Origin of the sequence: Williamsia phyllosphaerae, assembly GCF_014635305.1 — a bacterium.
Lineage (GTDB): Bacteria > Actinomycetota > Actinomycetes > Mycobacteriales > Mycobacteriaceae > Williamsia_A > Williamsia_A phyllosphaerae.
Map to the genome: position 1 here is coordinate 1,150,799 of NZ_BMCS01000001.1, position 18,426 is coordinate 1,169,224.

Sequence of the window (18,426 nt, forward strand, 5' to 3'; positions counted from 1 at the left end):
GCGAGGCGGTTTACGCTGGCTGGATGACGACGACGTCGGCCTCTGATCCGAAGACCAGCACGCACCACACCCCGGACGGTCCCGAGGTCAGCCCGGACGAACTCGACGAGATCCTCGCGACCACCGAGGAGTTCGTCCGAACCAAGGTCATCCCGCGAGAGCAGGAGATCGCCGACACCGACGAGATCCCGGCCGACCTGCGCCAGGCGGCGAAGGACCTCGGACTGTTCGGTTTCGCGATCCCGCAGGAGTGGGGCGGCCTCGGACTCGATCTCGCCCAGGAGGTGCGCCTCGCCGAGGTCCTCGGCTACACGAGTCTCGCGCTGCGATCGATGTTCGGCACCAACAACGGCATCGCCGGTCAGGTGCTCGTGCAGTTCGGCACCGACGAGCAGAAGAAGACGTGGCTCGAACGCATCGCCTCGGGAGAGGTCGTCGCGTCGTTCGCGCTGACCGAGAGCGGCGCCGGCTCGAACCCGGCCGGTCTGCGCACGAAAGCCGTTGCCGACGGGGATGACTGGATCATCACCGGCGACAAGCGGTACATCACCAACGCCCCCACCGCCGACCTCTTCGTGGTGTTCGCCCGCTACCGTCCGGCCGACGACTCCGGTCCGGGCATCGCGGTGTTCCTGGTCCCGGCCGACGCCGAGGGCGTCACTGTGGGCCCCAAGGACAAGAAGATGGGTCAGGAGGGGTCCCTGACCGCCGAGGTCTACTTCGACTCGGTGCGGGTGTCGGCCTCGGCGCTGGTCGGTGGCGACGCCGACCTCGGCTACCGGGCGGCGATGACGATCCTGGCCCGTGGTCGCATCCACATCGCCGCGGTCTCGGTGGGTCAGGCGCAACGCGCCCTCGACGAGTCGGTGGACTCCGCGGCCATCAGCACCCAGGGCGGAAAGCCCGTCGGTGACAACCAGTTGATCCAGGGACTGATCGCCGACATGGCGACGCAGGTGATGGCCGGTCGGGCCCTGGTCCGCGAGGCCGCCCGCGCCTGGGTAGACGAGACCGACCGCCGGATCTCCCCGTCGGTGGCCAAGCTGTTCTGCACCGAGATGCTCGGCAAGGTCGCCGATTCGGCGGTACAGGTCCACGGCGGCGCGGGCTACATGCGGGGTGTCGCGGTGGAGCGGATCTACCGGGACGCGCGGTTGCTCCGCCTCTACGAGGGCACCAGCGAGATCCAGCGCCTGATCATCGGCGGCGGACTGGTCAAGCAGGCGAAGAAGCGGCTCGGCTGATTTCGGCCGCGGCTCGCGGCGCAACTACCCTGAACCGGACATGACGAGACTCCTGGCGTTCGGTACGTTCCTGGCCCTGGTCGGCCTGGTGTTGCATCTGCGATACGTGCGGCGGACGCGGATGCCGCGGCCGTACTCCCGGGTCGTCGACGCGGTGTTCGTGGTCGCCTGGGTGCTGGCGTTGATCGGCATCGGGTCGGGTGAACTGTTCGACCCGGCGTGGGCACGCGTACCGGCGTTCATCGGGTTGTCCTGGCTCGCAGTGGTTCTCTACCTCGTCCTCGGGACCGTGCTGGTCGGTCTGGTGACCGTGTCCATCCGCGTGGTCATGGCGGTCCGGCACCGGGACTCCGGCGACGTCCGGCTGCGTGTGCACCGGTTCGGCTCGGCGATCGTCGCCCTCGTCTCGGTGGTCGCGGTCGGCTACGGACTGTTCGAGGCCGCCAACCCGCGCGTCACCCGGACCACGGTCTCGCTGGACCGGTTGCCCGCGCAGTTCGACGGGACCCGGGTGGCGCTGGTCTCCGACCTGCACGTCGGTCCGGCCCGCGGACGGGGATTCGTGCAGAAGGTGGTCGACGACGTGAACGCGCAGTCCCCCGATCTCGTCATCCTCGACGGTGACCTGATCGACGGGACGGTGGACCTCGTCGGCTCCGACCTCGAGCCGCTCCGCGAACTGTCCGCACCGCTCGGCGTTTTCGGGGTGAGCGGCAACCACGAGTTCTACGCGGGCGACGGCGGCAAGTGGCTCGACCGGTGGGATTCCCTCGGCGTCCGGGTGCTGCGCAACGAACGCGCGACGGTCACCCGGTCCGGTGCCACGATCGACCTCGCCGGCATCAACGACGCCACCGCCCCGAAGCCCTACGAGCCCGACCTCGACCGGGCCCTGGCCGGCCGCGATACGGACCGTTTCGTGCTGCTGCTCGCGCATCAACCGTTGCAGGCGTTCGACGCATCGGACGCCGGTGTCGATCTCCAGGTGTCCGGCCACACCCACGCCGGCCAGATCTGGCCGCTGCGTTACCTCGTCCCGTTGCAGCAACCGACGGTCGAGGGTCTCGACACGGTTGGCTCGACGACGATCTACACCACGCGCGGTGCCGGGGCGTGGGGGCCGCCGGTCCGCGTCGGAGCGCCACCCGAGATCGCGATGCTCGAGCTCGAATCGGCCTGAGTGACTGAGATCGTCCGACCACAGGGCAACCTCCGGCACAGTGCCGGAGGTGACGTCCGTGGCGGACGATTTCAGTGGCGGAGCGGGCTAGTAACCCATCCCGCGCAGTTCGGTGGCGAGCTGGTCGAGGTGCCCGCGGCGGAGGTCGAGGTGTGGGCTGATCCGCAGCACCGACTGCTCGGTGTACAGCGGGGCGCGCCAGGACTCGGCGCAGGTGACCAGGATGCCGATGGAGCGCAACCGATCTCGTGCGGCGAGTACGTCCGACGGTCCCCATCCCGGCGGCGGGGCGAGGGTCACGATGGCCGACTGCTCGTCGACCGGTTCCATCAGTTCCCAGCTGCCGACGCCGAACAGACGCTCGCGGGTGTACTTGCCGATGGCCGCGAGTTCCCGGTGGATCTTCTCGACCCCGAAGCTCTGCAGTTCCTGCACCGCGACACCCAGGCCGATGCGCCCGGCGATGAACGCCTCGGAACTCTCGATCTCCACCGGTCGCAACGAGTCCGACCGGGTTGCGAGGAAGCCGACGCCGCGCGGTCCGGCGATCCACTTGCGACTCGTGCCGTAGACCACGTCGGCACCGGTCACGCAGTTCACCTGACCGAGCGCCTGCGCGGCGTCAACGACCACCGGGACGCCCGCGTCGTGAGCGAGCTCGACGATCTTGGCGACGGGCTGGACGATCCCGCTGTGCGAACCGATGTGGCAGACGTGGATGAAGTCGGGCTGCTCGAACTGCAGCATGTTCTGCAGCGCGTCGGTGTCCACCCGGCCGTAGCCGTCGGTGGACGGCATGGTGTGCACCGCGTATCCACGTCGCTCGAATTGGTCGAGGTTGGGGCCGTACTCGTTGGGCGCCACCCACACCGTCGCCGAGAGCGGCATGTTCCAGTAGGTGAGCAGCGCGCGCAGAGCGGCCAGCGCGCTCTCGCGGAAGGCGAGTTCGTCGGCGGTGTGACCGACCAGGGCGGCGATGTCGCGGCGCGTACGGGCCAGCAGCTCGGAGCTCTGCTCCTGTGCGACGTAGCCGCCGCGCTCGGATTCCCGCCACAGATGCGCGGTCACCGCCTCGATGACCTTGTTCGACGACCGCGACGCCGCGGCGGAATCGAGGTGGACGATGCTCGGCTCGACTCGGGCGCGGTGCCAGAGTTCGCCCAGTTCGCTGATGTACATGGGGACCTTTCGCTGACGAACGCGGTTGCCACGCTACGCACCGCACCGACGGGACGGAACTCCACACCGTCGGAGTGCGTCCAAAGCGTCATGGACTTCCACATCCTCGTACTGGGCCCCGCCGAGCAGGACGGTCCCGAGACCCCCGACGACGCCGAGAATCCCGATGCCGACGCCGGGGCGGGCCGACGATCGCCGATCACCTACGGCTTCGGGACCGGCGTCGGAGAGATGTCCTCGTGGACCTCGGCCGCCGACCACGACCTGTCCGGCGACGGCGTCCCCGACGCCGTCCGGCTGGATTTCGACGGCGACGGATCCGCCGACGACGCGATGTGGGACTCCGACGGCGACGGTCGCGCCGACCTCGCGGTCCTCGACACCGACGGCGACGGCGCCCCCGATGCGTACTACTCCGACACCGGGCGAGGCCTGTGGGATCACCGGGTGACCGACCCGGCCGCCGCGGTGCCGCCGGCCGGTCCCGCCCACGCTCCGGACGTGCGGCCCGGGCGGGCGTCCGACACCGGCGCGGGACGGATCCAGGACCGCGACGTCGACGTCGACGGGAACGGCCGGACGGAGATCGGTCTGGTGTTCGGCGGTGCGGATCCGTCGCCGGTGCGGGTCCTCATCGACCTCGACGGCGACGGGGAGTTCGACGCGGCTCTTCTCGACGACGACGCCGACGGACACGCCGACGTCTGGGCGACGCGGGGTCAGGTGAGGTTCGAGGAGGGTTCGGCGCGGGATTGATCGGCGGCGACGTCACCGAAACAGTCCTTGACGCAATGCCGTTCGGCGGCGAACGTCCGGCGCTGCGAGTAGATGCCCAGCACCAGACCCAGCGCGGTGAGGTAGATGACCGCACCGGCGATGGGCAGACCGGGGCTGTGCCCGTTCTCGGCGATGGCCAGCGCGGCGACGGTCACCGCACCGACGTAGGCGATGTTGAAGATGGCGTCCTGGAAGGAGAAGACCTGTCCGCGGACGGCGTCGTCGGTGTCCATCTGCATCGCGGCGTCGCCGCAGAGCTTGCACATCTGCCCGATGCACCCGAGCACCACTGCGGCCGCGCAGATCACGATGCCGTTGAACGTCAGCAGCGTCGTCTCCGCGACGACGCCGATGCCCAAGGCGACCAGCAGAGTGTTGCGCCGACCGGTCCGCGCCACCGACCACGGCGTGATGAGCGCGGCGATGAACATGCCGACGGCCGTCATCGACGCGACCAGACCGATCCCGGCAAGCCCACCGCCGAGGGCCGAGTGCCGGGTGAGCACCAGCAGCATCAGGGTGTTGAGGCCGAACACCACCCGGTGCGCACCGATCGCGCACAGCGACCCCGACACACCGCGGGCCCGGGCGACGGCGCGGCCGCCGTGCAGCAGGCCCACCGCGACCGCGCGCATCGCGGGCCCGCGTGGGTGGTCGGCGGTGACGGCGGCGCCTTCGGTGTCGGGGTGGTCCGGGCCGAGCGCGAGGTGGGCGAACCCGACTGCGATGCCCGCTCCGATCAGGGCGATCACCACTGCGCCCATCGTCGTCAGCGCGCTGCCGACGTTGTCGGAGCCGAAGATCGCGCGGAGGCCGAGTGCGATACCCGCACCGACCGCCAACGCACCTGCACCGATCGTGGTGAAGAAGGCGTTCATCCCGACGAGGATCTCGCGGGGTGCGACGTGTGGCAGTCCCGCCGACAGGCCGGACGCGACGAATCGGCTGGCACCGGTCACGAGCAGGGCGGTGATCAGCACGACGGTGTCGGGGGCGCCGGTCGCGATGGACACCGCCACGATGCTGACCAACACCGCCCGGGCGACGTTCGCCCAGATCAGCACGGTGCGGCGGTCCCAGTGGTCGAGCAGGGCGCCGGCGAACGGACCGATCACCGAGTACGGCAGGAGCAGCACCGCCAGCCCACCGGCGACAGCGAGCGGATCGGCGTGGCGTTCCGGGTTGAACAGGATGGCGCCACCCAGCGCGGCCTGGAACACGCCGTCGGTGACCTGACTGGAGAGTCGGACCGCGAGCAGACGTGACAGCCCGGGGCGGTCTCGGAACGCTCGCAGGAATGGCACTCGTCCGAGAGTACAAACCCGCGGGGCGCCATGCCTGGGCATGGGCTGTGAGATTCCCGGCCGGTGCGTGCCGGGACGTCCGCCCGCGGACGGCCTGTCCCGGCGCAGAGAGCGTGCCATGATGATGAGGTGGCCGGGCCAGATGATCCCGAGGATTTCTCCTCGGACGATTTCTCCGCCGGGGACCTCTCCGGGGGAGGCTCCCCGGTCGACGGACCGCGTGGTCGCGGAACGGGTTTCAACCCGATGTGGGACACCGTGGAGGCGGGCCGGATCCGCGCGGGCAGCGTCCTCATCGCCGCCACGACACTGACCGAACCGACCTTCCGGCGCAGCGTCATCTACATCGTCGAGCACAACGACGCGGGCAGCCTCGGTGTCGTCATCAACCGCATGAGCCAGACCGCGGTGCACAACCTCCTCCCCCAGTGGACCGATCTGACGGCCGCCCCGCGTGCGGTGTTCATCGGGGGTCCGGTCAAGCAGGATTCGGCGCTGTGTCTGGGAGTGGTCAAGCCCGGGGTCGATGTCGACGCGGTCCCCGGTCTCCGACCGGTCGACGGGCGCGTGGTCCTGGTCGATCTCGACGCCGACCCGGAGGACCTCGAGCGGGCCCTGGACGGCATCCGCATCTTCGCCGGCTACTCCGGCTGGGGCATCGGGCAGCTCGACGACGAACTGCGTCGCGACTCGTGGCTGGTCGCGTCGGCGCTGCCGCGCGACCTGCTGGCCGCCGCCACCGACGACGTCTTCGCCGACGTCCTGCGCCGTCAGCCGTGGCCGTTGCCCCTGCTCGCGACCCATCCCATCGACGTCGAACGCAACTGACGGCATGCGTGTCCTGATCGTCGGTGCCGGCGCGGTGGGCGGGTTCTTCGGCGCGAGCCTGATCCGGGCCGACCGGGACGTGACGTTCCTCGTCCGGGCGACGCGGGCCGAACAGCTCGCCCGGGACGGTGTCGTGGTCCGCGACGCCGGGCGGGAGACGAGCACCCCGGTGTCGACGCTGACGGCGTCTCAGATCACCGAGCCGTTCGATCTCGTCCTCCTGTCGGTGAAGGAGCAGGCGCTCGACGCCGCGATCACCGATGTCGCCCCGGCCGTCGGTCCGCAGACATGTCTGGTGCCGTTGCTCAACGGCATGCGACATCTCGACCGCCTCACCGACGCCTTCGGGTCGGCGGTGCTCGGCGGCGTGGCGGTGGTCGCGAGTCAGCTCGGACCCGACGGTGCCATCGATCTGCTCGGCCCCGACCGGTTCATGCGCTACGGCGAGCTGTCGGGAGAGATGACCGACCGGATCGCCGAGGTCGACCGCACCCTGGCCGGCGCGGGTTTCGACACCGTCTGTTCGGACCGCATCGTCACCGACATGTGGGACAAGTGGATATTCCTGGCCTCCGCCGCCGCGCTGACCACGGTACTGCGCGCGAACGTCGGTGAGGTGACCGCCACCGAGTTCGGTCCGACGGTCGCGGCCGCGCTCATCGACGAATGTGTCTCGGTGGCAATCGCATCGGGGATCTCGGTGGCGCCCGAGGTGGTCGAGGGCGCACGGTCACGACTCATCGCCGAGGGGTCGCCGTTCACCGCCTCGCTGTACCGGGACATGATCGCCGGCCGCGATGTCGAGTCCGACAGCGTCGTCACCGACCTGGTCCGCCGTGCCGACCGGCTGTCGGTGTCGGTGCCGCTGCTGACCGCGGCGTCGGTCACCCTGTCGCTCTACCGGAGCCGACGGTAGAACCGACGCCGGGCGGCTCAGACGCTCGAGTCGGACGAGACCCCCACCGCGACAGCGATGATCACCACCAGGATGTACAGGATGATCAGCGCCGCGATGATGAACAGCGAGATCACCCCGAGCCGCTTGACCGAGGCCGACGCGGCCTCCGCCTCGGCGTAACGCCCCTGAGCCCAGAGCGGGTACACCGAGAATGCGCGGCTGACCGCCACGAACGCCAACGGCCAGAAGAAGATGATCGCCGCGACCGCCCAGCCGCCGTTGGCTGACGGCGGGGCGGGGGTGAACTGCTGCGGCTGCCCGTAGCCGCCGTATTGCGGTTGCGACGCCGCATACGGGTTCTGCGCGTAGGGATCCCCGGTGAACGATTCGGTGGCGTAGGGGTCGGGCTGCTTGGGGTCGGGCTGGGTCATCGCGTCTCCTCGACAGATGAAAGAGGATCGCGCGGCGCGTTCCCCCGTGTGCCCAGCAGATTAGCCGCAGTCACCGTCATCGCGGGGTCGTACGTCCTTGAAGTGGAACAGCTTCTCGGCGAGCGTCTGTCCCGGTGCCGCGGCGATGGGTCCACGCGATCGGATGACCGCACCGTCCGGGCCCGCCTCCGACCAGGTGACCTCCGCGCGCGGGTGCGACCGCAGGTAGCGGTTCAGCTCGAACCGGGTCAGCTCGGTGCCCGAGCTCGTCCGGGCGGCCAGCGCGGGATCGTCGGTCCCGATGACGCTCACCAACCGATCCTGGAACCCGAACACCCGCACCGACTCCGGGATGAACAGATGGTTCCAGGCGCCTTGCTCGGTGCGAAGGTTGCTGAACATGGTGAAGGTGCTCTCCGATCTGAGCCCCAGGTAGGGGCAGACGGCGTTCACGATGAGCAGCGCCACCGCGACGACGAGAATCGGGTGCCCGAGGCGCCGACCCGATCGTGGGTGGGCGTACTCGGCAACGCCGTCGCGACGTCGCCGACCGAGCACGAACGCGACCCCGGCGAGTACGACCAGGACGACGATGGCCAGCCGGGCGAGGCCGCCGAGCCCATCGGACCACGACCACGGGTCCCGGCCGAGTACCTGTGCTGCCGCGAACCACAGTCCGACCCCCACGACGAACAGGACGACCGACGCGGGCGGCGTCGCGACGAACCGGGTCACCGACCGCAGTCGTCGGTGTCGGAGCAGGAGGGCGTGCAGGGCCGGGACGGTGCGCGTCGGTACGAACGCGACGTAGAGCGCCAGGGCCAGGGCGGAGAACGGGACGTTGCCCGCCAGGGCGAGCACCACATGGAACGCGCACCCGAGAAGCAGGCCGACCACTCGCGTCCGGGGTATCGCGAGCAGGATCGGCAATGCGATCTCGATGGCGACGGTCGTCCAGATCGACGGCGTGATCCGCCACGTCCCCTCCAACAGCGACGGGTCGAAGAAGGCGATCTTCTGCGACATCGGGCCGGCGCAGCTGGTCTGCGGGTCGAGGAAGTCGGTGTTGAGTTTCGACAGTGCCGCGGCCGCGTACACGATGATCAGCGCCACCCGCAGGAACGGTGCGATCGTGTCGAACAACTCGCCGGGCGCGGGCAGCCGCTGCGTCCGGGCGACGGTCCACGCCGGCAGGGCGAGCACGCTCACGCCGGTCACGAACACCACCAGCGTGTGGTCGCCGACGTAGGGCAGGTCGTGGCCGACCGCGACGACCTCGGCGGCCAGCATGATCGCGAAGCGTCCGACCGACGTCGGTCGGACCAGCAACCACAGCGCGGCGAGGACGACCAGCGCGTGCAGCGAGTTCGTCTCGAGACCGTCCCACCACAGCTGGTGCAGGATCAGCGACCCCGCCAGCAGCGTCGAGAACAGCCCGAACAACCATCGACTGCTCAGTTCCCGAACCCGGGGGTCGGCCGCCCCGGCGCGACGCCGACGAGCCGCCACGTGTGGGAGCGGAGCGGTCGGCCTCATGGCCTCGACGGTAACCGCGCCCTTCGAGCCGCTTGACGAGGTCGCCGTCGGCCGACGTATGCGGTCAGTTGTTTTCGTTCAATTCGAGGATGCGGTGCGCGTCATCGATAAGGCTCTGGACAACGGCGCCGCTGACACCCTCGGCCTCTTCCGTGCGTCGGGCGACGCTACTCAGGCTTTGGCGTTCCTGCTCGACTGCCACAATCCCCTGGCGACCATCATCAGTTGATTTCTCTCGGATCCATTCGAGTCGGTCGAACTCGAGGTCCAGGTTCTTCAGGTTGTCCCAGTACTTGCTCAGCGCCTCGACGCGCTCCCGGAGAAGTGTCAGCCGTTCGTCGATGGGTGCCCGTCTACGGTCGTAGATCTCGACTATCCGAGTGTCGTCGGCAAGATCGCCCGCCGGTTTGGGCCCAAGAGATTCCTCCGCGTCCCGAATACTCGATGCGGTCTCAGCAATTTGCCGGATCTCGTCCGCGAGGTCGATGCGAATGGAGATCGTGTCGAGAAGTGGGTTCTTCCAGCAACGCTGATTTTCGACTGCTGTGGCGAGGGCACACGCTACGTAGAGAAGCGATCCGGGAGCGGTCGTCTTGGCGGCTCGAATTGCCTTCAGATCGTCAGGGGCGAGCTTGGAGGCCTCCAGTAACGGTTCGCCTTTCGGGCCGTACCTGTGGTCATTCGCTGCCGATGCCGCCCAGCGGGCCAGGCGACTGCGGTCGGCATTGCGTGCCTCTTCGGCCCGCAAGGCGGCGTACCGGGAAGGTTGCTTTTGCCAGATGTCGACTGCGATCACACCGAACCGAATACCAGACGCGCCGTCGGGGCGTTCACTGCCGAAGCCGCCCATCCAGTACACGGGCTCTGCGTCTTTGCCGAGCCGACTCAAGTCCCACGACCGTGTGACCTGCTCCAGACGATCACCGAGTAGACGTCGCAGTTTCACTCGCACGATCCTTTCGCGGCACTCGATAAGCTGTGGGTCCGACGCTACCGCCAACGACGAGATTCGTCCCAGACTCCGGTCCCGGGTCCGGTCACACTGTTGCTTCACTGTCGCCGACCACCTGATAGAACCACTTGGCAACATCAAAGATGAGGTGTGCTCGGCCAGGTGAGTTGCTGAAGAAGTAGTCGTTGTCTTCTGGTGTGCACCCTGGTTGTCTGCGACGGCGCCGGTGACGGCGTCATCGAAATCGGGTGTCTTCTGCAACTTCAGCATGGGTTACTCGGTCGGAGACGCGAACGGTTCGTCGCCTCGCAGTCGTCAGCCGGGTGGTCGTTAGCGCCGCGTCAGGTACACGGACTCAACTGGATGAAGGTGTGGTTCTGGCGGCAGTCCACCGCTCCAGATTTTGCCTATGTACCGGACCGCGTCGTAGATGTGCGGGTCTTCGCGCTTCTCCAACTGCGCAGGCGTATCAGCGGCTTTCCACCATCCGAGGTAGGACCATTTGCCACCGTCGCCGAGGACGGCAACGACCGGATGTGCACGCCCAGCCGCTGGTAGGCGGTCCCGCACATCCCAGAGTTCGCCGTACGTGTCAGCCACGAAATCTGGAATTGGACGAGACGGGTCGGCGTAGTGCCATCGCGAGCGCCACAGTCCAAACACTGCTTTCCTTTCTCCGTGGTTGGGGCAAATCTAAGCCGCCCGGACAGGCTCTGTGCTGCTTGTGCTTCGGCGCTTTGCTCCGATTCACGTGTTTGCAGCCGATACTGTCTGCTCATGTCGTTGGGCTTTCGGGTCGGTGTGCCGGGGATGCGGGTACGCGTGTCCACGCGAGGCGTGAGGACGTCAATCGGCCCACGGGCAGCGCGGGTTCACGTCGGGAGTGGTCGAACGGGGGTCTCCACCGGGTTTGGGCCTTTTTACGCTTATCAGTCGATCGGAGGCTCCCACCGCAACCGAGGAAGCCGGACCACCACCAGACGCCCGGCAGCGCGGTCCGGGCCCTCCGCGACACAGCTTGCCCGCACGGCACGCGAGGCCGAGCGCTCCGCCGAGCACGCCCAAAAACTCCAAGCAATCGCGGAGTTACGTCGGCTGCAGGAGTCCTCGGTCAGCGTCCATCTACAGACGTGGCAAGCGGGAACGCGTCCAGCGATCCCGCCACCACCGCCCATCCCGCTAGCGGCGGTCCGGGCAGAGATCGAAGCTGCCCGCCTGCGCGGGATCAGTCGGTTCGCACGCGGGGAGCGGGCCGCAGCGAAAGAATCTGCGGCCGCAGATTCGACGGCCTATGTGGATGCGGAGTCGAAGCGCTTGCGCCGCGTGTACGAGGCGATGGTGTCTGAGGCCGACGCGTGGTGGCAATCATTGCGCGACAACGACGAATCGGTCGTGATCGAGGTCGTCAATTCCGCGTTTGCTGACAACCCCGCGGCCGGTTGCGCGGTCGGTGTCGCTGATTCGACGTTGTCGGTGGTGATGCGTCAGCAGGATCTCGACAGCCTGCCGGAGCAAACAGTTGGCGTGGACCGCTCGGGACAGCCTTCACTGAGAGCACTTCCGAAGCGCGAAGCCGTGGCGTGGTGGCTGCACATCCTCGCCTCGAATCTCACGGCAACGATCCTGGAGGCGCTTGCAGTTGCGCCCGGGGTAACACGGGTCTCGGTCGCGGTCATCACTCGCTTTCCTGCCGACCGGCGACTCGGCGTCGTGGCGTTCGGGTCCTGGAGCCGCCGGGAGATAGAGGCTGCCTCCTGGCGGACCAGCGACGATGCTCTCCGAGTTTTCGACCTGGGTAGAGGTGTCCGATGCAGCGTGCGTCTGACGGCGTCGGGGAACTACTCGACAGCCCTCAAACCGCTCCCCCTTGATGACACACCGGAGCTGTCGCAGCTCGTGGCCAGTGCAGAGGACCTCGACTCGGACAACACTCTTGCGCTTCTGGACTCTGAGCTGAGCTCGCCGACGCCGGGTTCAACAGGCCTCGCACTCGGAGCTGACCCCTACGCGCTGACCTCTATCCCGCAGTGGCTCGGCGACGATCACCGCAGTCCGCAGGAATATCTGCGTCCGGAGCCACACCTCGCGGCGAACCAGCCGAGCGAGGCGGCGGACGAGGTCAGGTTGGCTGCTGGCGAGAACATCCAGCTTCCCGACATCGGCGCGGCGAGGCTCGAATGCGCGTCGAGCACCATAAGGGGGTTAGAGGCTGACCTGTCGGTGCTGCTCGTCGACGCCGCCGGACGCGTGCGCAACGATCAAGACTTCGTTTTCTACAACCAACCCGCCGACCCCGCGGGGGTAGCAACGCTGGTGGGCAAGTCGTTGCGGCCCGACCGGTCGGTTGAGTCAGCTGTGGTTTGTCCGAGCGCGGCGCCGGCCGAAGTGGATCGACTGCTGCTCGTCCTGTCCATCGATCCGTCACACGGGGCGACGCTGGTTGATGCCGGTATCGATGTTTCCATCGCCTGCCCCGGCCACATCTGGCGGTTCTCACCGCCGCCTGCGCCCGTCGCTGCGATGGTCCTCGCAGAGGTATACCGACGAGCAGGGGGTTGGAAGCTTCGCGCACTGGGGCAAGGGTGGTCAGACGGTCTGGCAGGCCTCGCGCGCGACCACGGCGTCGATGTCGAGAACTAGGTTCGGAGGAGCAGTCTTGGTCGAGTACCGCGGATACGGAAAGACACTGGTCATCGAGGGTGACAGCGTCATTATGAAGCCCACCGGTGCGACAAGGCTTTTCATAAAAAACCACCGCATACCGATCGAAGAGATCGAAGGCGCCCGGTTCACCGAGGCAACGCGATTGATCAACGGCCACCTTCAGCTGATCGTTGCCGGTGTCGAACCCGGTAAGCCCCAGGCCACCGATCTTCACACGGTTCTCTTCACCTACGGCCACGCCGAACCGTTCGTCGAGCTGTACCAGTGGCTGAAAGCCGTTGCTTACAGCAACAACCGGCCGTCATGAGAAGGCACGTCGCTGCCGACTTCGAGTGCGGTCAGCGAACCTCGTAAGGCATCCAAGGACGTCACGGGCGAGTGCTGTCTGACCGGCGACCCCAAGGCCCTAGTTCATGTTCAAGCCCCCGTGCGAAGGCGTGCCATTTGACTCGCGAGTCGAAGCTTCAGGTTCGCCGGCTGGTGCAGCGGGACGCGGTCTCCGGGGTCCGGTGGTTGACGGTGCATCCGAAGTGCACGTAAGCCGAGGACTTCCCCCGCCGAACCTGGCGAATCTCGTTGCCGGTTGGAGTGGATGCGGACGCCTGGCCGGTCGTCGTAGTTTTCGACCCGAAAGCGGCCATAAGGCCAACGATGATCAGGAAGACCAGCCAGGGCGTCTCAAAGACCCACCCGATGATGGCGCGTGTTGTGGAGGGGTTATCGGCCCCCAGCTGCACAGCAACGTAGGTCGCCAGCAGGTATGGCCACGCTGCGACGAAGGCAACGATCATCACCACGATGAGCCAGGTCCAGCCGCCCCCGCTCCTGGATCGGCGGCCTCGCCGACGCCACGAGGAGCTGACAGAGAGCGGGCCCGCGCCGACGCCAATGCCGCGGGTAGAGATACCTCCTCGGATGCCGAAAAGGCTGCCGCCGATACCTATCCGCACGGCAAGCCCCACAAATTCACAAGAACAGACACTCGCCGGCGCATCACCGTCAGGGTGCATTCGGAAATAGACTCCGACAGATCGGGCGGCGGCTTCATAGGCAGAGACCCTTCAACGGGTAACGGGCGCAGACTGCGCACTGAACTTGTGTATAGCTGATGGCGCCGACAGCGTTACCGCGCTGCGGGAAATCAATCGCAACCCGAATTTCAGGGCCGGATTACGAGTGCTCGAGGTGCGCGTTGAGCAGCGGTCGGCACCCGAGATGTTCGCAGGCGCGATCTCGACATCCGTCGAGTCGGGCTTGTTGGGAGTCCGGAGTAGGGCCGCGGCTCGACCTCGGAATCATCTGGCCGAAATGAGTGGCGGTTTCGGCCGTTCAACCAATGGATGTGGACAGCTAAACAACGGTGGCCCCTCTCATTGTGCGAGGTCCCCAGCTCCGGGCTGTCATTCAGCCGGAGGCGCACACGCAGGCGACGAAGGGGCCGCAAGACCGACCGCTGCGTGTATCTACGCCCGTCAGGGGCGGTCCAGATAAAAGCGTGCGGTCTCGGTCGCGATGGCCGAGACCGCGCCGGCCAGATCGGCGTCGACACCGGACTCCGACGCCAGGGCTGCCGTCAGCTCGTCCCCGCGGATACTGCGCTCGCGCAACAGCTCCCACGCCTGGGTGACCAGACGGACCGAGGTCGGATGGTCGAGCTCGGGGCGGTTGGAGCGCAACGCCGTTGCCGCCCAATCCGGGTCGAAGGTGCCGCGGGGCGGGCCGAAGACGCGCTCGCCCGACGAGTAGCTCTGCGGGTCTCCGGGTGCCGTCACATCCACCAGTGTGCCAGCGTGGAGTGCATGGATCGCGAATACCGCTTCGAGGTGGTGACGCTGCTGGTGTCGCCGGGGCACGCCTACTTCGGACGCGCCAAGGACGGCCCCGCCGACGATGTACCCACCGCGCTCCCCGACCACGTCGACATCGTCGCCGACAAGGGCATCCGCGGCGACCGGTTCTTCGGGGTGAAGGCGCACACCGAGGCCGCGGTGACCTTCCTGGCGCTCGAGGCCTGGGAGGCCGCCACCGACGGCGCCGACCCGGTGGTCGCGCGTCGCAACGTCGCCGTCCGCGGACTCGAACTCGATCCCCTGCGCGGCGAGGAGTTCGAGATCGACACCGGCGACGGCCCGATCCGGTTCCGCGGCGGTCGCCCCGCCCACCCGTGCTCCTGGATGGACACGATGGCCGGTGAGGGTGCGCGCAAAGCGCTCATCGGCCGCGGCGGTCTGCGGGCGCAGCCGCTCACCGACGGCGTGCTGCGCATCGGTCCCGCGGTCATCCGGTGCTCGGTGGATCTCGATCCGGCGCGGGCTGCGGAGCAGGTTCGCCGCGCGCAGCCGTTGGTCGACGAGAGAAGATGAGTCCGTGAGCACCCCCGAGCCGCGCCCGCCCCTGCCCCCGTTCACGATGGACACCGCGATCGCGAAGGTGCAGGCCGCCGAGGACGCGTGGAACACCCGGGATCCGGAGAAGGTGAGCCTCGCGTACACGCCGGACTCGGTCTGGCGGAACCGCGACACCTTCCTCACCGGCCGCCCCGCGATCGTGGAGTTCCTGACCGCCAAATGGGAGCGCGAACTCGACTACGTCCTACGCAAGAGCCTGTGGGGATTCCGGGAGAACCGCATGGCGGTGCGGTTCCAGTACGAGTGGCACGACGCCGACGGCGCGTGGTTCCGCAGCTATGGCAACGAACTGTGGGAGTTCGACGAGAACGGGCTCATGCGGCGTCGTGAGGCGAGTATCAACGACACTCCGATCGCCGAATCCGACCGCCGGTACTTCGGGGTCCGCCCCGACGACGAACGCGGCCCCGGGCACGACATCGTCCTGGACTGACCGGCCACTAGTCTGAGTGTCGACCCCGGGGAGAGATGTGGACGACACCGTGCCGATCGGCTCGAAGAGCCGATTCAACCATCGGTGGAAAGCTGCTCTCCTCGTGGCGATCGTCGTCGCGATGGTCGTCGTCGCCGTCACCGTCGACATCCCCGACCCCCAGCCGTTGCGCGATCGTGTCGACGGTGCCGGGGCGTGGGGTCTCCTCGTGTTCGTACTGGTCTACATCGCGGTGTCGCTGACGCCGTTCCCCGCGAGCGCCCTGACCATCGCCGGCGGATTGCTGTTCGGACTGATCGAGGGCGCCACCGTCGTCATGGTCGGCGCGACGATCGGCGCGTGGCTCGGTTTCCGACTTGCCCGCTGGCTCGGACGCGACGGTGTGGCTCGGCTCGGGTGGGAGCGCATCGCCTCGATCGACGCGATCCTGCAGCGTCGCGGCCTGATCGCGATGGTCCTCATCCGACTGATCCCGTTCCCGTTCGCGGTCGTCAACTACGCGGCCGGGCTCAGTGCGATCCGCGAACGGGACTACCTCGTCGGCACGGTCGTGGGCATCCTGCCTTCCGCGATCGGGTACACCGCGGTCGGCGCGTACGGGACGTCGCCACTGTCGTGGCCCTTCCTCGGCGCACTGGCCGCAGTCATCGTGATCACGCTGGTCTCCGGGTACGCCGCACGCCGACTCCGCCACGGCGGGCGGGCCGACGACGAGCTGCCGGTGGCCGGCGACGTCGCGGGTCGCTGAGCGGGCTCAGCCCCTACCGCGGATCCTGGCCAGCAGCCCTGGCTTTCGCATCAGGTCTGTCCTACCGGGCAGCTGACGTTCCATCGCCGCGACAACCTGTTTGATCGACGGGTTGACCATCGACTCGGTCCCGACGAACACGGTGGGGACGGTTTCGTCGCCGCCCGTCACCTGCCGCACCCGTTCGGCCGCCGACGGATCCGACCAGATGTCGAAATCGGTGGTCGCAATCCCTCGCAGCCGGATCTGGGTACGCAACTTCATGCAGAACGGGCACCCCGGGCGCCACGCCACCTCGACGCCGTCGACGAACGCTTGTGTACTCATGCGTTCAGTTCTACGCGGTGTGCTTGTGTGGACACATGGCCACCGCTGACATCAACTTCTACTTCGACCCCGTCTGCCCGTTCGCGTGGATGACCAGCAAATGGGTCCGCATGGTGCAGAGGGAGCGCGACTACACCGTCGAGTGGCGGTTCATCTCGCTGCGACTCCTCAACTCCCACATCGACTACGCCGCGCACTTCCCACCGGAGTACGAGGCCGGCCACACCGCGGGGCTCCGGCTCCTCCGCGTGGCCGCGTCGGTTCGCGACCAGTACGGCCGCGACGGCGTCACCGCTCTCTACGCCGCGCTCGGCGAGAAGATCTTCGACTCCGAGCCCGTCCCCGACGAGGCCGAGGCGCACGAACGCCGCGGTACCACCGACTTCGTCGCGCCGATCCTCGACGACCTCGGCATGGGGTCGACGCACCTCGCGGCGCTCGACGACGACAAGTGGGACGCGGTGATCCAGGCCGAGACCGACGAGGCGCTCGGGCTCACCGGCAAGGACGTCGGGACACCGATCATCCACTTCCGACCGCCCGAGGGGGTCGCGTTCTTCGGTCCCGTGATCAGCCGCCTCCCCCGCGTGGAGGAGGCGGCCGAACTCTGGGATCACGTCATCGGGCTCGCGCAGTTCCCCGGCTTCGCCGAACTCAAGCGCAGCCTGCGCGAACGGCCCCAGCTCCGTGCACTCGGCGTGAGCGACGAGGACACCGGTGTCACCGAGGACTGGCACGGAGGGTCGCGCCGCCAGAAGCGGTAGACGACGCCCCGATGTCGGTCAGCTGAGCGCGTCGACCGCCGCGATGATGTCGGCCGTCTCGGTGCGGGTCGTGTAGTTCGGGTGCACGTCGATGAACGAGATCGTCCCGGCGGCGTCGAGCACGACGACGGTCGGGAACGGCAGATCGGCGGTGCCGTCGGCGTTGTGCTCGGTGACGTCGAGCCCCAGCTGCTTCTGCGCGGCGATGGCGTCGGGGTTGTTGGGCGCGATGATGCCAAGGTTTCCGGCCAATGTGTTGCCCGGGTCGGACAGGACCGTGAAGGTCAGCTCGTTGGACTCCTGCGCGCTGAGCGAGCCGTCTGGCTTCTGCGGGCTGATGGCGATCAGGGTCGCGCCGCGTTCGGTCAGTGCCGGCACGAGTTCACGCTGGTAGGCCCCCAACGCGACGTTGCAGTACGGACACCATGCGCCGCGGTAGAACACGAGAACGGCCGGACGCCCACCCAGCTCGCTGTGCAGACGGGTGGTGTCGCCCTGCGCGGTGACGAGGTCGACGTCGGCCACCGCCGTACCGACCGCGGCGACACCGGCGGGGGCGCCCGCGGAGTCGAGGTCGTCCCGGTCGGCGGCGAACGCCGCGCTGACCTCGGCCGGGAGTTGGGTGAGCGACCCCTCGAGGGTTGCCGTCAGCTGCTGGGTCATCGAATCCTGCGATGTGGTCATCGTCGGTCCTTGTCTGGTGTGCGGTTCCCCGGGGCGCGTCGCCGCGGTGACGCCAGCCTGCCCATCAGA

At 68.0% G+C, this 18,426-nt stretch carries 19 protein-coding genes; 11 read left to right on the forward strand and 8 right to left on the reverse strand.

Going from position 1 to position 18,426, the window contains the following annotated elements:
- Window positions 1–23 precede the first annotated feature (23 nt).
- Together IEV93_RS05310 and IEV93_RS05315 are read left to right on the forward strand one after the other, a co-directional pair.
- Entirely contained in the window at window positions 24–1,244 is a 1,221-nt protein-coding gene (locus tag IEV93_RS05310; protein WP_188487588.1) for an acyl-CoA dehydrogenase family protein, read from the forward strand.
- Window positions 1,245–1,284: 40 nt separating this feature from the next.
- Window positions 1,285–2,424, forward strand: coding sequence for a metallophosphoesterase (locus IEV93_RS05315; protein WP_188487590.1), 1,140 nt, complete (start codon window positions 1,285–1,287; stop codon window positions 2,422–2,424).
- An 87-nt stretch (window positions 2,425–2,511) separates the two neighbouring features.
- Here the strand turns inward: IEV93_RS05315 and IEV93_RS05320 are convergent, their stop codons facing one another.
- Window positions 2,512–3,603: an aminotransferase class V-fold PLP-dependent enzyme gene (locus tag IEV93_RS05320; RefSeq protein WP_188487592.1), complete on the reverse strand. Its 1,092-nt coding sequence runs from the start codon at window positions 3,601–3,603 to the stop codon at window positions 2,512–2,514.
- A 90-nt stretch (window positions 3,604–3,693) separates the two neighbouring features.
- Between IEV93_RS05320 and IEV93_RS05325 the strand changes: the two genes are divergently transcribed.
- The gene (locus IEV93_RS05325) at window positions 3,694–4,359 is read left to right on the forward strand and encodes a hypothetical protein (RefSeq protein WP_229704899.1); all 666 of its coding nucleotides are present in this window, start codon (window positions 3,694–3,696) and stop codon (window positions 4,357–4,359) included.
- On the opposite strand, the gene IEV93_RS05330 is transcribed toward IEV93_RS05325, so the two are convergent.
- Window positions 4,323–5,684, reverse strand: coding sequence for an MFS transporter (locus tag IEV93_RS05330; protein WP_229704900.1), 1,362 nt, complete (start codon window positions 5,682–5,684; stop codon window positions 4,323–4,325). The genes IEV93_RS05325 and IEV93_RS05330 overlap by 37 nt on opposite strands.
- Before the next feature lie 246 nt (window positions 5,685–5,930).
- On the opposite strand from IEV93_RS05330, the gene IEV93_RS05335 reads away from it, so the two are divergent.
- Window positions 5,931–6,512 (forward strand): YqgE/AlgH family protein, encoded by a 582-nt coding sequence (locus IEV93_RS05335; protein WP_188490389.1) that lies wholly within the window; start codon window positions 5,931–5,933, stop codon window positions 6,510–6,512.
- 4 nt (window positions 6,513–6,516) lie between these two features.
- A complete protein-coding gene (locus tag IEV93_RS05340) occupies window positions 6,517–7,428 on the forward strand; it encodes a 2-dehydropantoate 2-reductase (RefSeq protein ID WP_188487596.1) in 912 nt (303 codons plus the stop codon).
- 17 nt (window positions 7,429–7,445) lie between these two features.
- Here IEV93_RS05340 and IEV93_RS05345 read toward each other — a convergent pair whose 3' ends face one another.
- From IEV93_RS05345 to IEV93_RS05355, 3 genes are all read right to left on the reverse strand, one after another.
- The gene (locus IEV93_RS05345; protein ID WP_188487598.1) at window positions 7,446–7,841 is read right to left on the reverse strand and encodes a CD225/dispanin family protein; all 396 of its coding nucleotides are present in this window, start codon (window positions 7,839–7,841) and stop codon (window positions 7,446–7,448) included.
- 60 nt (window positions 7,842–7,901) lie between these two features.
- Complete coding sequence (locus tag IEV93_RS05350) at window positions 7,902–9,377, reverse strand: HTTM domain-containing protein (RefSeq protein WP_188487600.1); 1,476 nt, start codon at window positions 9,375–9,377, stop codon at window positions 7,902–7,904.
- Between the two features lie 64 nt (window positions 9,378–9,441).
- A complete protein-coding gene (locus IEV93_RS05355; RefSeq protein ID WP_188490607.1) occupies window positions 9,442–10,599 on the reverse strand; it encodes a hypothetical protein in 1,158 nt (385 codons plus the stop codon).
- A gap of 1,023 nt (window positions 10,600–11,622) precedes the next feature.
- On the opposite strand from IEV93_RS05355, the gene IEV93_RS05360 reads away from it, so the two are divergent.
- Entirely contained in the window at window positions 11,623–12,969 is a 1,347-nt protein-coding gene (locus tag IEV93_RS05360; RefSeq protein WP_188487603.1) for a TerD family protein, read from the forward strand.
- A gap of 16 nt (window positions 12,970–12,985) precedes the next feature.
- Window positions 12,986–13,300 (forward strand): DUF4429 domain-containing protein, encoded by a 315-nt coding sequence (locus tag IEV93_RS05365; protein ID WP_188487604.1) that lies wholly within the window; start codon window positions 12,986–12,988, stop codon window positions 13,298–13,300.
- 1,165 nt (window positions 13,301–14,465) lie between these two features.
- On the opposite strand, the gene IEV93_RS05370 is transcribed toward IEV93_RS05365, so the two are convergent.
- Window positions 14,466–14,765 carry a hypothetical protein gene (locus IEV93_RS05370; RefSeq protein WP_188487606.1) on the reverse strand — a complete coding sequence of 100 codons (300 nt, stop codon included), beginning with the start codon at window positions 14,763–14,765 and terminating at the stop codon, window positions 14,466–14,468.
- A gap of 27 nt (window positions 14,766–14,792) precedes the next feature.
- On the opposite strand from IEV93_RS05370, the gene IEV93_RS05375 reads away from it, so the two are divergent.
- From IEV93_RS05375 to IEV93_RS05385, 3 genes are read left to right on the forward strand one after another with little or no spacing between them, the layout of a single operon-like run.
- On the forward strand, window positions 14,793–15,356 hold the full coding sequence (locus IEV93_RS05375) for a molybdenum cofactor biosysynthesis protein (RefSeq protein ID WP_188487608.1): 564 nt from the start codon (window positions 14,793–14,795) through the stop codon (window positions 15,354–15,356).
- Window positions 15,357–15,402: 46 nt separating this feature from the next.
- Window positions 15,403–15,834, forward strand: a complete 432-nt coding sequence (locus IEV93_RS05380) for a nuclear transport factor 2 family protein (protein WP_188490390.1) — start codon at window positions 15,403–15,405, stop codon at window positions 15,832–15,834.
- Between the two features lie 37 nt (window positions 15,835–15,871).
- On the forward strand, window positions 15,872–16,582 hold the full coding sequence (locus IEV93_RS05385) for a TVP38/TMEM64 family protein (RefSeq protein WP_229704901.1): 711 nt from the start codon (window positions 15,872–15,874) through the stop codon (window positions 16,580–16,582).
- 6 nt (window positions 16,583–16,588) lie between these two features.
- Here the strand turns inward: IEV93_RS05385 and IEV93_RS05390 are convergent, their stop codons facing one another.
- Window positions 16,589–16,909, reverse strand: coding sequence for a glutaredoxin domain-containing protein (locus tag IEV93_RS05390; RefSeq protein WP_188487610.1), 321 nt, complete (start codon window positions 16,907–16,909; stop codon window positions 16,589–16,591).
- Window positions 16,910–16,944: 35 nt separating this feature from the next.
- Here IEV93_RS05390 and IEV93_RS05395 point away from each other — a divergent pair, with 35 nt between their 5' ends.
- Window positions 16,945–17,673 (forward strand): mycothiol-dependent nitroreductase Rv2466c family protein, encoded by a 729-nt coding sequence (locus IEV93_RS05395; RefSeq protein ID WP_188487612.1) that lies wholly within the window; start codon window positions 16,945–16,947, stop codon window positions 17,671–17,673.
- Between the two features lie 18 nt (window positions 17,674–17,691).
- Here the strand turns inward: IEV93_RS05395 and IEV93_RS05400 are convergent, their stop codons facing one another.
- On the reverse strand, window positions 17,692–18,357 hold the full coding sequence (locus tag IEV93_RS05400) for a peroxiredoxin-like family protein (RefSeq protein ID WP_188487614.1): 666 nt from the start codon (window positions 18,355–18,357) through the stop codon (window positions 17,692–17,694).
- Window positions 18,358–18,426: the final 69 nt, after the last annotated feature.